Source organism: Spirillospora sp. CA-128828, assembly GCF_050945415.1.
Taxonomy (GTDB): Bacteria; Actinomycetota; Actinomycetes; order Streptosporangiales; family Streptosporangiaceae; genus Spirillospora.
In genome coordinates this window covers 3,182,317-3,195,613 of record NZ_CP191986.1, presented here as the reverse complement: position 1 = coordinate 3,195,613, position 13,297 = coordinate 3,182,317, and the positions used below count along the sequence as shown (strand labels likewise).

The window sequence follows — 13,297 nt, the reverse complement described above, 5'->3', positions numbered from 1 at the left end:
AGGCGCAGAGCGCTCGGGAACACACAGCCCACCGGCGGCGCAGCCCGGAAGGAGCGGGATCATCGACAGCGGCCCCGAAGCGACCCCCGGCGGCGCGGAGTCCGCGGAGAAGCTCGGCCGCCCGCTGCCCGAGGCGGTGCGGCAGGGCGTGGTGGAGGTCGCCGCCGAGCTGATCGGGTCGCTGCCCCCGGACGAGGTCCCCGTGCCGCTGCGCCGGTTCGCGCGGTTCGAGCGCCGCAAGCGCGCCAAGCTCGCGGGCCAGCACATCGCGGCGGTGCTGGAGAAGGACGCGGGGTTCCGCCGGCGGGTCGCCGAGCCGCTCCGCGCGGCGCAGGCCGACCTGGTGGAGGCGGTCGAGGGCGGGGACGTGCCGCCGGCCGCCGACCCGGTCCGCGTCGCGGTGCTGGCCTACCTGCTGCGCCCCGCGGGCTGGACGGAGCTCGTCGAGGCCGCCCGCGAGGAGCTGGAACGCTCCGCGACCGCGTCCGAGGAGGAGGCGGCCGAACGCCGCGTCGCCGCGCTGAAGGAGGAGCTGGCCGCCACCCGCTCCGCCCGCGGCGCCGAGCTGGACAAGCTGCGGGGCGAGCTGCGCGAGACCAAGGCGGAGGTGGCGGAGCTGCGCCGCAAGCTGCACGAGGCGCGCACCCGGTACCGGGCGGCGGAGGACCGCGCCGGCGCGGTCGCGGCGGAGGCCGAGCGGGAGCTCGCCGCCGCGCGCGAGTCGACCGCCGCGTCCGAGAAGGAGCTGCGCAGGCTGCGCGCCCGCGCCGTGCAGGCGGAGGCCGCCGCGGAGGCCGCCAAGCGGGCCGCGCGCGAGGGGCGCAACGTCGACGACGTCCGGCTGCGGATGCTGCTCGACGCGCTCATGGACGCGGCGCAGGGCGTCCGCCGGGAGCTGGCCCTGCCCTCCACGATCGGCCGCCCCGCGGACGCGGTCGGCGGGGCGGAGCCGGACCGGCCGGCGCATCGCGCGCTCCCCGGCCGGGCGCTGTCCGACAGCGATCCGCAGCTGCTCGACCGGCTGCTCACGCTGCCGCAGGTGCATCTGGTGGTGGACGGCTACAACGTGACGAAGACCGGGTACGGCGAGCTGCCGTTGTCGGACCAGCGCAACCGGCTGCTGTCCGGGCTCGGCGGCCTGGCCGCGCAGACGCGCGCCGAGGTGACGTGCGTGTTCGACGGCGCGGAGCTGGACGCGCCGGTGGCCATCGCCGCGCCGCGCGGCGTCCGGGTGCTGTTCAGCCGGCCCGGGCAGACCGCGGACGAGCTGATCGGCGAGCTGGTGCGGGCGGAGCCGCCGGGCCGGTCCGTCGTGGTGGTGTCGTCCGACCGGGAGGTCGCCGACGCGGCGCGGCGCGCCAACGCGCGCCCCTGCCCGTCCTCGCTCCTGCTGCGCCGGCTGGGCCGGTCCTAGGGCCGCCGGTCATAAGACCCTCATAAGGCTGTCATAAGGGAAGCCTCGCATTAAGTGATCATGACGTCACGAAAAGTGGACAATGTCCAAGGATGTCAATCAAAGAGTGACGAATCGGTTGTGGCAGCTGTTGCCCGTCGCTAGTGTCGTCCGCTGACGTCGTGGACGAGAGGGGCGAGACCGACCGTGGCCAATGATCTCATCGGGGAAAGAGCGCAGGAGCGTGACCGGAGGGGCGGCTCGGCGACCCGAGGCGTCTCCCGTCGCCTGGCGGCCGTCGCCTGCCTGACCGTGACGGTCTCCCTGGCCTCCGCCCCGGTGGTGGCGCACGCCGAGCCCAAGCCGACCAGGGCGCAGGCCCAGAAGAAGCTCGACAAGCTCAACGACCAGATGGACCAGAAGGTCGAGCAGTACAACCAGAACATGGAGAAGCTCAAGGTCGCCAAGAAGAAGCTCGACGCGGCGACCAAGGCGAGCAAGCAGGAGCAGGCGACCTTCGAGGAGCAGCGCTCCGCGATCGCCAAGATGGCGGCCGCCGCCTACAAGAACGGCGACTCGACGGACGTGACGGGCTTCGTCGGCAGCAACGACCCGCAGGCGATCCTGGACCAGGCCGCCGTGTTCTCCCACCTCTCGCAGGAGCGCAGCTCCCAGCTCACCCAGTTCCTCGCGACCGCCCAGCGGCTCCGCCGTGAGCAGGCCCAGGCCAAGACCTCCTACAACGAGGTGAAGTCCAAGCAGGACGACCTGAAGAAGCAGAAGCGGGAGCTCGACAAGCAGGTCGCCAAGCAGAAGGCTCTGGTGCGCCGGCTCGGCGGCGGGACGCCCAGCGGCTCGGGCCCCACCGGCGGCTCCTACAACGGCCCGGCCAGCGGCTCGGCCCGTGTGGCCCTCAACTTCGCCTTCGCCCAGAAGGGCAAGCCGTACGAGTACGGCGCCACGGGTCCGAACACCTACGACTGCTCCGGCCTGACGATGAAGGCGTGGGCCGCCGCGGGCGTCAACATCACCCGCACCACCAACTCCCAGTTCGCGGCCACCAAGCGGGTCGACAAGGCAGACCTGCAGCCCGGCGACCTCGTGTTCTTCAGCGGCCTCGGCCACGTCGGCATGTACATCGGCAACGGGCAGATGATCCACGCCCCGCACACCGGCGACGTCGTGAAGATCTCGTCCGTCGACGGCCACGGCAGTTACTACGGCGCCGGGCGTCCCTGACGCCCCACCGTGGCCCCGCACGGGGCTTCCATCAACAACGGACCGGGCTTGACCTGGTCCGTTGTTGATTTTGGGGGGGTTTGCCTTCTGTTGGGGCTTTGGTACCTTGTCACCACTCACGGCGCTCCCCATGCGCCATGGCCCCGCGGCGCCCACCAGGCGCTTCGGTCACACGCGGCGCATCCAGCGGCCGCGTGACGGCGGCGCGAGCCACGCGCCGCTCCCCCAGGACGGCGCGATCCACGTGCCGTTCCGCGGCACCGGAGAGTGCCGCGTGGGTCTGCACGCAGACCCATGGCCGGCCCGGCCCACCGTGCGCACGCCCACAGCGTGCATGGCGCTGAGAGCGCTGCCACGGCTTCACGGGTCAGGCCCCGGACGGACCCCGGGACGGGGACGCCGTCCGCACACAACACAGGCGCCGCTCTTTCGCACGCGGGAGACAGGTCCCGCGCCGGGCCCCATCTCGCCCCCAGGATCGCAGCGGCAGCGCCGAGTCCGCCTCAGCGCGGAACCGGGGACCCACATCGGCCGGAGTCCGGGGAACCTCCCTGGACGGGTGGTTCCGGCACCCGGGGTGAATCGGTGCGACTCTCCCGGCCCCGTTCCGGTGAGAGCCCGCCGTAGGGCTACTTCCACGCCCGAACCCGTCAGCTAACCCGGTAGGCGTCTGGAAGAAGCGAAGGAGTGAATTCCGCAGCGTTACCTGGGCGTGGCCGCCCATCGTGCGGCCACGCCCCACCACCCCCTGCGCTCCGCGGGCGCCCCCGCCCGCCGAGCCCCCCATCCGAACCGGCGTGCCCCGTGCACGTCACCGCCGAGTCCGCGGACCGTCCTGCGCGCATGCGCGGCGGGCGCGGAGCCGGGGACCCACTGTGTCCTTCTTCGGGGTGAATCGGCCTGCCCGCGGGCCGTAGGGCGCCTTCCATGCCCGAACCCGTCAGCTAACCCGGTAGGCGGCATGGAAGCCGAGGAGAACCCCCGTGCCAGGCACGCACCGCAAGAAGCTCCCGGGCAAGCACCGGAAGCCGAACTCCCTGTCCATCACGTGGCGGACGACCGGCGGCGTCATCGTCGGCGCCGCCGTGCTCGGCACCGCCGCCGCGACCGCGCAGGCGTCGGTCCTGCCGTTCGGTTCCGGCCCCGCCTCGTCCGCGGCGGCCGACCTGACCGCCGGGAAGAAGACGCACGGCGGCTCGTCCGAGAGCAGGTCCAAGGACGGGCCCAAGACGTCCCACGGCAAGGACCAGCCGAGGGGCCGGCCGAAGAAGCCGTCCGGGAGGTCGTCGAAGTCACGGCCCACCGCCGCGCAGGCCATCGAGCTCGCCCGGTCCCAGGTGGGCGTCGGAGAGGACGGCGGCGGCGAGACCAAGTTCCAGAAGTGGTACATGGGCACCTCCCGGGCGCAGCAGACGCTCGCGCGCGACGGCGGCTCCCTCAGCGGCTACAGCGACGCGAACTGGTGCGACATGTTCGTCTCCTGGGTCGGCGACCAGATCGGCTTCAGCGACCAGGTCGGCAGCGACGCCTGGACGATCGCGCACGCGCGCTGGTTCCAGGACCACGGCCGCTGGGGCACCGAGCCGAAGCCCGGCGCGATCGTCTTCTATGCCTGGGACGGCGGCAAGTCCGTCGACGACATCCGGCACGTCGGCATGGTGATCAAGAAGGTGGGCGACGGCACCATCGAGACCGTCGAGGGCAACACCGGCAACGCCGTCAAGATCAAGGAACGCCCGACCGGCGACGTCGTCGGCTACGGCTATCCCGACTACAAGCCGTGATGCCGCCTCCTCCCCCTCCGGCTGCATAGGATCGCGCCCATGAAGGACGGTCCCGGGCAGGACGGCTCTGTGCAGGACGCCCCCGTGCCGGACGACGCCGTGCCCGACGAAGCCGCGCCCGACGACGCCGTGCCCGACGACGCGGCGCCGGACGGCGCTGTGCTGGAGAACGCCGTTGCGGACGGTGGGCAGGACGGCCCCGTGACGCGGCGCAGGGTGCTCGCCCTGGGCGCGGGCGGGGCCGCCGTGCTGCTCGCCGGAGGCGCCGGCCTGCTCGGCTCGCGGTCCGCCGGGAGCGGGACCGCGGCCGCGGGCGCGTCCGGCGCCCGTACCTCCCGGGCCGCGGGGACGTTCAGCCCGGAGGGGGCCGCCACCGTCCTCGCCAACCGGGCCCGCGCCGTCCGGAACGGCGACCGCATGGCGTTCCTCGCCACGGTGGGCGACGCCCCTCCCGCGTTCCAGGACGCCCAGTCCCGCATGTACGACAACCTCCGGAAGCTTCCGCTGGAGGGCTGGCAGGAACGGCTTCTCACCACCCAGGCCATGGACGGGAAGAGCGCCGTCGTCCGCGTCGAGATGCGCTACCGGCTGCGGGGCTTCGACAAGGGCTACGTGGGCCGCACCCGCTACCTCACGCTGACCCCGCGCGCCGGGACGTGGACGATCGCCGGCGACGGGACGTCCCACGGGCTCACCGACGACGCCGACATCTGGGACGCCGGCCCCCTGACCGTGGTCAGGGGGCGCGCCGGCCTCGTCATCGGCGACGCCGCCGGACTCGACGGCATCGCCGCGCGGCTGGACGCCGCCGTCCCGGTCGTCACGAGCGTCGTCGGAAAGGGATGGGCGCAGCGGGTCGTCGCGCTCGTCCCCGCCGACGCGAGCCTCGCCTCCGCGCTCGCCGGCCCCGGGCAGAGCCTCGGCGAGATCGCCGCCCTCGCCACCGTCGCGCCGCCGGCGCGGTCCGCGGGGGGAGGATCCCCCGCACCCTCCGGGGCGGCTTCGGCCGCGGGCGGCCGCGGCGAGGACCGCGTCATCATCTCCCCCGGCACGTTCGGCCGCCTCAACGAGCTCGGCCGCGACGTCGTCCTGACGCACGAGCTCACCCACGTCGCCACGGGCGGCGCCCGGGACCGGCGGACCCCGCTGTGGCTGATCGAGGGCTTCGCGGACTATGTCGGCTACCGGCGCGTCAAGATCGGTGTCCGGTCCGCGGCGGGCGAGCTGCACCGCGAGATCGCCGCCGGGCGGGTGCCGTCCGCGCTCCCGGCAGCCGCCGAGTTCTCCGGTGGCTCCCCGCGCCTCTCCCAGGCGTACCAGGAGGCATGGCTCGCCTGCCGGATGGTGGCCGACCGGTACGGTGAGGCGACGCTCGTGCGGCTCTACCGGGCCGCCGGGCGCGTCCCGGAGGCCACCGCGCTGCACGACGTGCTGGGCCTCACCCGGGACCGCTTCACCGCCATGTGGCGTGACTATGTGAAGAAGGAGCTCGGATGAGCGAGACGGAGGCCGGCGAGAGCCGCGCCGACACCACGGCCCGGGCGCCGTCCGGGCCGGACCGGACACGGCGGCCCCGGATCGCCGCCGCCGTCTCCGCCGCCGTGCTCTTCGCCGGGGTCGCGGCCGTCCTGGCCCTGACCACCCCGTGGAACCCGCTGCCCGGGCACGTCCCCGGCGGGCATGTGAAGGCCGACCCCGCCCTGGACTTCTCCCCCGCCGAGATCGCCCGCTCCAAAGCGTTCGACTCGGCCGTCAACCCGCCCGCCTACGCGGGACTCGCCGTCGGCCTCGTGCTCATCCTCGTCCTCGGCCTCACCCCGCTGGGCGCCCGTCTCCTGGGCCGGGTCACCGCCCGCCGCCCCCGCCCCCTGTGGCTCCGCGTCATCGTCGCCGCGTTGGCGCTGACCACGCTGCTGCGCATCGCCGGACTGCCGTTCGACATCTGGAGCGAGTCGGTGCTGCGCCGGTATGGCCTATCGACGCAGAGCTGGCCCGCGTGGCTCGTGGACCAGCTGAAGTCCCTCGGTGTCACCTGGGTCATCTACGCGATCGCGCTGCTGCTCCTCTACGCCCTCGTCCGCCGCTTCCCGCGCTACTGGTGGACCGGCGCCGCCGCAGGCGGGTTCGTCCTCGTCGTCCTCGTCTCGTTCATCTACCCGATCGCCGTCGAGCCGCTGTTCAACAAGTTCCACTCGCTGCCGCAGGGGCGGCTGCGCACCGAACTGCTGGACATGGCCGCCCGGGACGGGGTGCCTGTCAAGGACGTCCTCGTCGCCGACGCGTCCCGCAGGACGACGTCGCTCAACGCCTACGTGTCCGGATTCGGCTCCACGCGCCGCATCGTCCTGTACGACACGCTGCTCAAGTCGCCGCGCCCGCAGGTCGAGTCGATCGTCGGGCACGAGCTGGGCCATGCCAAGCGCAACGACGTCCTGTGGGGCACGCTCGTGGGCGCGCTGGGCATCTCCGGGGCGCTGTGCCTGCTCTACCTCCTGATGACGTCTCCGCGCCTCCTGCGGCACGCCGGGCTCGACCCGGGCGGCGGCCCGGAACCCGCGCGCGGCGGCGGCGCGGCCGACCCGCGGTCCGTCGCGCTCCTCCTCGCGCTGGTGACGGCCGGGACGACGCTCGCGGCGCCCGTCCAGAACCTCGTGAGCCGCCGCATCGAGGCCCGCGCCGACGCGCACGCGCTGAACCTCACCCGCGACCCGTCGACGTTCGTGTCGATGCAGCACGAGCTGTCGGTGCGCAACATCTCCGACCTGAGCCCGGACGCCATGGAATACCTGCTGTGGCTCACGCACCCCTCGGGCCCTGACAGGATCGCCATGGCCCGCGACTGGGCCCGCATGCACCACGTGAGGGTCCCCCCGCCGCTGCGCTGACCTCGTCGCGACGCCGTGGGACGCCCGGCGCCCCACGGCGTCGCGACGACTCAGTTGCCTTCCGCCCGCTGCTTCTCCGGGGCCTTGGGCTTGGCGCCCTGCTGCTTCTGCTGCGCGGACAGCGTCGCGGCGTCCACGTGCGGGGCCGTCGTCACCGACCGCTTCAGCGCGCTGCCCTTCACCCAGTCGTTCCATTTCACCTGCCAGTAGCCCCAGCCGTTCTCCGGCTCCAGCTCCCGGCTGCTCCCCGTCACCCTCACCGGGTCGCCCCGCAGGGACATCTTGTAGAACCACTTGGCGTTGGAAGGGCTGATGTTGATGCAGCCGTGGCTGACGTTCACGGAGCCCTGGCTGCCGACCGACCAGGGCGCACTGTGGACGAACTCGCCGCTGTTGGAGATCCGCACCGCCTTGTAGACGGTCAGGCTGTAGTACCCGGGGCAGCCGGGGCCGCAGCCCATCCAGCCCGACGTCATGACCGTGGGGTCCTGTTTGTCCATCGTCAGATGGACACCGTTGGTGGTGGTGAACATGCGGGAACCGCCCCGGCCCATGCTCGTCGGAATGGTGCGGGCCTTCTTGCCGTTGATCTTCACCACCATTTTGTGGCTGTCCTCGCCGGCCGTGGACACGTGCGAGTCCCCGATCTTGAAGGCGACGCCGTAGTTCTTGCCGCCGTAGACGCCCGTACCGGTGCGCACACCGGCGAGATGGGCCTTGAACGACACCTTCGTGTGCGCCGGCCAGTACTTCTTCGTCCGGAACACGACCTCCTGGTCGCCGAACCAGCGCCAGGCGCCCTCGACCGTCCGGTCCGCGGTGACCTCCAGGGCCCGCTCGACCGCCGCCCTGTCCTTCACCCGGCGGGCGAAGCGCATGATGATCGGAATGCCGACGCCGACGGTCTCCTTGTTGTACGGCGCCTCGATCATGACCTTGTTCGTCTTCCGCACCCCGGCCGTGGAGAAGGTGCTGCGGACGGTGCTGGTCCGGCCGTCCTTCCCGAGGGCCGTGGCGTCGACGGTGTACGTCGTTCCCGGTTCGAGCGTCCACCTGGACCGCCACCGCGTCCGGTCGGCGTTCAGGTCGCCCTCGACCTCGCCCCTGTTCGCCGACACCCGCACGTTCTCGATCGTGCCGCGCTGCGCCTCGACGGCGATGGGGCTGTCCGGGCGCAGCTTCCCGCCGCCTCCGCCCGGCGACACCGCCAGCTTCACGGCGTCCGCGCCCTCCGGTGCGCTGTCCTCCGAACACGCCGCGGCGCCCGCGACCACGCTGGCGCCGACGAGGACGGCGGCGGCGCGCCGTCCCCGGTCTCCCGGTCGTGAGCCACTCACCCGCATGTGGACCCCCCGGTCGTCCTCCTGGGCGATCGGTCCGCCTGCCCAGCCCGGTCGCTGGAACGGCGCCCAGTATGTGAAAGGGCCGGTACCCGCAAAAAAGCGGACACCGGCCCCCGATGGGGTTCTTTTACTGATCAGTGGGCGAAATGACCCCGGTAGTACTCGAAGACCAGACCGATCGTCGTGAGAATTGCGGCGGACACGCCGAGAATGACCAGCCACCAGCCGAACACGATGCCGAGCGCCACGGCCGTGGCCGACAGCGCGACGAACAGCGGCCACCAGCTGTGCGGGCTGAAGAAGCCCAGCTCGCCCGCCGCGTCCGCGATCTCGCCCTCCGGGTCGTCCTCGTACAGCGGCCCCGCGTTGGCGCGCTCAAGGCGCCGGACGGTGAAGTGGACGTAGAACCCGATCAGCCCGGCGAGGCCCACCGCGAGCGCGAGCGCCGTCGTGCCCGTCCAGTCCTTGGACCAGAGCCAGTACACGACGTCGGTGGCGAGGAAGAAGACCGCGCACCCGTAGAACATGAACGCCTGGACGCGCATCGGCTACTCCCCCTTCGTCCCGGCCAGCTCGCCCTTGGCACCCACGTGCGGGTGGTGCAGGTCGAACGCCGGCCGCTCGGAACGGATCTTCGGGATCGAGTTGAAGTTGTGCCTCGGCGGCGGGCAGGACGTCGCCCACTCCAGGGAGGCGCCGTAGCCCCACGGGTCGTCGACCTCGACGCGCTTGCCCCGCTTCCACGTGATGTAGACGTTGTAGAAGAACGGCAGCATGGAGGCGCCGAGGAGGAACGAGAAGACGGTGGAGACCTCGTTCATCCCTTGGAACTCGCTGGCGTAGTCGGCGTACCGGCGCGGCATGCCCGCGGCGCCCAGCCAGTGCTGGATCAGGAACGTCCCGTGGAAGCCGATGAACAGCATCCAGAAGTGGATCTTGCCGAGGGTGTCGTTCAGCATCTTGCCGGTCCACTTCGGCCACCAGAAGTAGAAGCCGGCGAACATCGCGAACACCACGGTGCCGAAGACGACGTAGTGGAAGTGCGCCACCACGAAGTAGGAGTCCGACAGCTGGAAGTCCATCGGCGGCGACGCCAGGATGACGCCGGTGAGCCCGCCGAACAGGAACGTCACGAGGAAGCCCAGCGACCACAGCATCGGCGATTCGAACGTCAACTGCCCTCGCCAGATCGTCCCGACCCAGTTGAAGAACTTCACCCCCGTGGGCACGGCGATGAGGAACGTCATGAAGGAGAAGAACGGCAGCAGCACCTGGCCGGTGACGAACATGTGGTGCGCCCACACGGTGACGGACAGGCCCGCGATGCTGATGGTCGCGAACACCAGCCCGATGTAGCCGAAGACGGGCTTGCGGCTGAAGACCGGGAGGATCTCGGTCACGATGCCGAAGAACGGCAACGCGATGATGTAGACCTCCGGATGCCCGAAGAACCAGAACAGGTGCTGCCAGAGCAGCGCGCCTCCGTGCGCGGCGTCGAAGATGTGCGCGCCGAGCTTGCGGTCGGCCTCCAGCGCCAGCAGCGCGGCGGCGAGCACCGGGAACGCCAGCAGCACGAGGATGGACGTCAGCAGGACGTTCCACGTGAAGATCGGCATCCGGAACATCGTCATGCCCGGCGCCCGCATGCACAGGATCGTGGTGATGAAGTTGACCGCGCCCATGATGGTGCCGAAGCCCGACATGGCCAGGCCGATCACCCACATGTCGCCGCCGACGCCCGGGGACCGGACCGCGTCCGACAGCGGGGCGTAGGCGAACCAGCCGAAGCTGGCCGCGCCGCCGGGGGTCAGGAAGCCCGCGATGACGATCAGGCTGCCGAACAGGAACAGCCAGTACGCCAGCATGTTCAGCCGGGGGAACGCCACGTCGGGCGCGCCGATCTGCAGCGGCATGATGACGTTGGTGAAGCCCGCGAACAGCGGCGTCGCGAACATCAGCAGCATGATCGTGCCGTGCATGGTGAACAGCTGGTTGAACTGCTCGTTGCTGACGAACTGCAGCCCCGGCCTGAACAGTTCCGCACGCATGACCAGCGCGAGGACGCCGCCGAACAGGAACATCAGGAACGAGGTGATCAGGTAGAGGTAGCCGATCACCTTGTGGTCGGTGGACGACATCCAGGAGGCGATGATGCGCCCCTTGCTCGTCCGCGGCGCGGCGATCGACTCGCTCGGTGCGTGACTTGTCGCGGTCACTTGGCACCTCCCGCGGCCAGTGCTTGCTTCGAATCGGCGATGAACCTGTCGTACTGCTGGGGCGACACGACCTTGAGCTGGAACAGCATCCGGCTGTGGTCCACGCCGCAGAGCTCGGCGCAGCGGCCCTCGTACGTGCCGGTCTTGTTCGCCGTGAACTCGAACTCGTTGGTGTAGCCCGGCATGACGTCCTTCTTGTAGATCAGTGCCGGAACCCAGAACGAGTGGATGACGTCGTTGGAGTGGAGCCGCACGCGGACCGTCTCACCCGAGGGGATCGTCATGACCGGCTTGGCCGGCGCGGGCCCGTTCGGAGCGACGGGCTGGCCGACGACGGAGGCGACCGTCTGCTCCTTGCCCGTGGCGTTCTTCTCCTTGTAGTCGAACTGCCAGCTCCACTGGAACGCGGTCACGTCGACGACCACCTGAGGGTTCTTGGTGGTCTTCTCGACGAAGTTCTCGTCCCGGGCGGTGAAGTAGAACAGGACCGCGATGATGACGAACGGGACCGCCGTATAGAGGATCTCGATCGGCATGTTGTAGCGGACCTGCGGCGGCAGGTCGTCGGAGCGCTTGCGGTGGAACAGCACCGCCCAGATGATGAGGCCCCAGACGACGGCCCCGACCGCGAACGCCGCGATCCAGGAGCCCTGCCAGAGCTTCAGCATGCGCTCGCCCTGGACGCTGATCGGCTCGGGCATGCCCAGGCGGCTGCCGCTGCACGCGGTCGCGGACAGCGCCAGCAGGCTCAGCGCGCCGGCGCTTTTCAATGCGCGGCGACTGCGCACAGGCGTACGCCGCTCCCTAGAGCGGGTCGGACTCACGGAATGCCTTCCCCACAGATGAAAGCCCGGTCTGCCGGGCGGTGAGATCAGTCTTCACACGTGTGGTGGAAACCCTAGCGTGAGGGTCGCGCGAACCCCCGATCGGGTGCCCGGTTAGTGTTTTCGCGTGGCCCCATCGAGCGCACCGGGCGGCTACTTCGACGCCGCGTCCACCGAACCGCCGCATCCCGCGGCCCGGTCCGCGCTGCTGGAGGCGCTGGACGCGGCCTGGGCCGATCCCGCCCGGCTGTACGGGACGGCCCGCGGCACCCGCGTCCTGCTCGACCGGGCCCGCGCGCGTGTCGCCGGTGTCCTGGGCGCCCGTCCGGGCGAGGTGTCGTTCACCTCCTCGGGCACCCAGGCGGTGCACCTGGCGGTCCTCGGGGGGCTCCAGGCGCGCCGGCGCACCGGGCGGCACCTCGTGGTGAGCGCGGTGGAGCACTCCAGCGTGCTGCACGCCGCCGAACGGCACGAACAGGACGGCGGTGAGGTCACCGTCGTCGGCGTCGACCGGACGGGCCGCGTCGACCCGGCGGAGTTCGCCGCCGCCCTGCGTTCCGACACGGCGCTGGCGTGCCTGCAGTCGGCCAACCACGAGGTCGGCACGGTCCAGCCCGTCGCCGAGGTGGCGGAGGGCTGCCATGCCGTCCGGGTCCCGCTGTTCGTCGACGCGGCGCAGTCGCTGGGCCGGGCGGACGTCCCGGGTGGCTGGTCCCTCCTCGCCGGCAGCGCCCACAAGTGGGGCGGCCCCGCCGGCGTCGGCGTCCTCGCCGTCCGCAAGGGCACCCGCTGGCGGTCGCCGCTGCCCGCCGACGAGCGGGAGGCGCGCCGCGTCCCCGGGTTCGAGAACGTTCCGGCCATCGTGGCGGCGGCGGCCGCGCTGGAGGCCTACCGCGCCGACATGGCGGCGGACGCGCCGCGCCTCTCCGCCCTGGTGGACCACATCCGGGCGGAGGTCCCGCGTACCGTGCCCGACGTCGAGGTGGTGGGCGACCCGGTCCGGCGGCTGCCGCACCTGGTGACGTTCTCCTGCCTGTACGTGGCGGGCGAGGCGCTGCTCACCGAACTCGACCGGCTGGGTTTCGCGGTTTCGTCCGGCAGCTCGTGCACGGCGGATACGCTGCGTCCAAGCCACGTGCTCGAGGCGATGGGAGTGATTACCCATGGGAACGTGCGGGTATCGCTGCCGCGTGGCGTCGGTTCGGAGGATGTCGGACGGTTCCTCGCCGCGCTCCCCGATGTCGTCGCCCGCCTCCGCCGGACGACGATGAACACCTTCGAGACAGGGAGGCGGTCGAGCCCATGAGGTTCCGAGGCCGCGCCAAGACCGGCCCGCCGCCCGGCGACGCTCCGCCGCGCCCGGCGGAGCCGGACGGCCCGCCGCCCGTGCTCGTCATCGACGCGCTCGGCCGCAAGTGCCCCATCCCGATCATCATGCTCGCGGAACGGATCCGGGAGGTCCCGGTCGGGCAGGTCGTCGCCGTCCTCGCCGACGACGCCGCCGCCCGCACCGACGTCCCCGCCTGGTGCCGCATGAAGTCGCAGGACTTCGTGCGGGAGGAGACCCTCCGGCAGGGCGGCTGGGGTTTCCACATCCGCCGCACGTACTAGCC

Annotated in this window: 11 protein-coding genes and 2 riboswitches; of the genes, 7 read left to right on the top strand and 4 right to left on the bottom strand. The window is 71.6% G+C overall.

The window, feature by feature from the left end; genetic code table 11:
• The first annotated feature begins 148 nt into the window (after positions 1-148).
• The 5 genes from ACQPXG_RS15830 (at position 149) to ACQPXG_RS15810 (ending at position 7,301) form a co-directional block, all read left to right on the top strand.
• A complete protein-coding gene (locus tag ACQPXG_RS15830) occupies positions 149-1,414 on the top strand; it encodes an NYN domain-containing protein (RefSeq protein ID WP_433468441.1) in 1,266 nt (421 codons plus the stop codon).
• Positions 1,415-1,600: 186 nt separating this feature from the next.
• Complete coding sequence (locus ACQPXG_RS15825; RefSeq protein WP_433468440.1) at positions 1,601-2,632, top strand: NlpC/P60 family protein; 1,032 nt, start codon at positions 1,601-1,603, stop codon at positions 2,630-2,632.
• Positions 2,633-3,112: 480 nt separating this feature from the next.
• A riboswitch (cyclic di-AMP (ydaO/yuaA leader) is annotated at positions 3,113-3,316 on the top strand.
• A 121-nt stretch (positions 3,317-3,437) separates the two neighbouring features.
• Positions 3,438-3,607: riboswitch (cyclic di-AMP (ydaO/yuaA leader) on the top strand.
• Between the two features lie 8 nt (positions 3,608-3,615).
• A complete protein-coding gene (locus ACQPXG_RS15820; RefSeq protein ID WP_433468439.1) occupies positions 3,616-4,416 on the top strand; it encodes a CHAP domain-containing protein in 801 nt (266 codons plus the stop codon).
• A gap of 39 nt (positions 4,417-4,455) precedes the next feature.
• Positions 4,456-5,913, top strand: coding sequence for a hypothetical protein (locus ACQPXG_RS15815; protein ID WP_433468438.1), 1,458 nt, complete (start codon positions 4,456-4,458; stop codon positions 5,911-5,913).
• On the top strand, positions 5,910-7,301 hold the full coding sequence (locus tag ACQPXG_RS15810; protein WP_433468437.1) for a M48 family metallopeptidase: 1,392 nt from the start codon (positions 5,910-5,912) through the stop codon (positions 7,299-7,301). Before ACQPXG_RS15815 ends, ACQPXG_RS15810 begins: the two co-directional genes overlap by 4 nt.
• Before the next feature lie 50 nt (positions 7,302-7,351).
• Here the strand turns inward: ACQPXG_RS15810 and ACQPXG_RS15805 are convergent, their stop codons facing one another.
• The 4 genes from ACQPXG_RS15805 to ctaC all read right to left on the bottom strand — a co-directional run bounded on the left by ACQPXG_RS15805 (position 7,352) and on the right by ctaC (position 11,630).
• Positions 7,352-8,638 (bottom strand): Ig-like domain-containing protein, encoded by a 1,287-nt coding sequence (locus ACQPXG_RS15805; RefSeq protein ID WP_433468436.1) that lies wholly within the window; start codon positions 8,636-8,638, stop codon positions 7,352-7,354.
• A gap of 140 nt (positions 8,639-8,778) precedes the next feature.
• Positions 8,779-9,189: a cytochrome c oxidase subunit 4 gene (locus tag ACQPXG_RS15800; RefSeq protein WP_433468435.1), complete on the bottom strand. Its 411-nt coding sequence runs from the start codon at positions 9,187-9,189 to the stop codon at positions 8,779-8,781.
• A gap of 3 nt (positions 9,190-9,192) precedes the next feature.
• The gene (ctaD, locus tag ACQPXG_RS15795; protein ID WP_433468434.1) at positions 9,193-10,860 is read right to left on the bottom strand and encodes an aa3-type cytochrome oxidase subunit I; all 1,668 of its coding nucleotides are present in this window, start codon (positions 10,858-10,860) and stop codon (positions 9,193-9,195) included.
• Positions 10,857-11,630 carry an aa3-type cytochrome oxidase subunit II gene (gene ctaC, locus ACQPXG_RS15790; protein ID WP_433468433.1) on the bottom strand — a complete coding sequence of 258 codons (774 nt, stop codon included), beginning with the start codon at positions 11,628-11,630 and terminating at the stop codon, positions 10,857-10,859. Before ctaC ends, ctaD begins: the two co-directional genes overlap by 4 nt.
• Before the next feature lie 181 nt (positions 11,631-11,811).
• On the opposite strand from ctaC, the gene ACQPXG_RS15785 reads away from it, so the two are divergent.
• Positions 11,812-12,990: a cysteine desulfurase family protein gene (locus ACQPXG_RS15785; RefSeq protein WP_433468432.1), complete on the top strand. Its 1,179-nt coding sequence runs from the start codon at positions 11,812-11,814 to the stop codon at positions 12,988-12,990.
• Positions 12,987-13,295 carry a sulfurtransferase TusA family protein gene (locus ACQPXG_RS15780; RefSeq protein WP_433468431.1) on the top strand — a complete coding sequence of 103 codons (309 nt, stop codon included), beginning with the start codon at positions 12,987-12,989 and terminating at the stop codon, positions 13,293-13,295. Before ACQPXG_RS15785 ends, ACQPXG_RS15780 begins: the two co-directional genes overlap by 4 nt.
• Positions 13,296-13,297 lie beyond the last annotated feature (2 nt).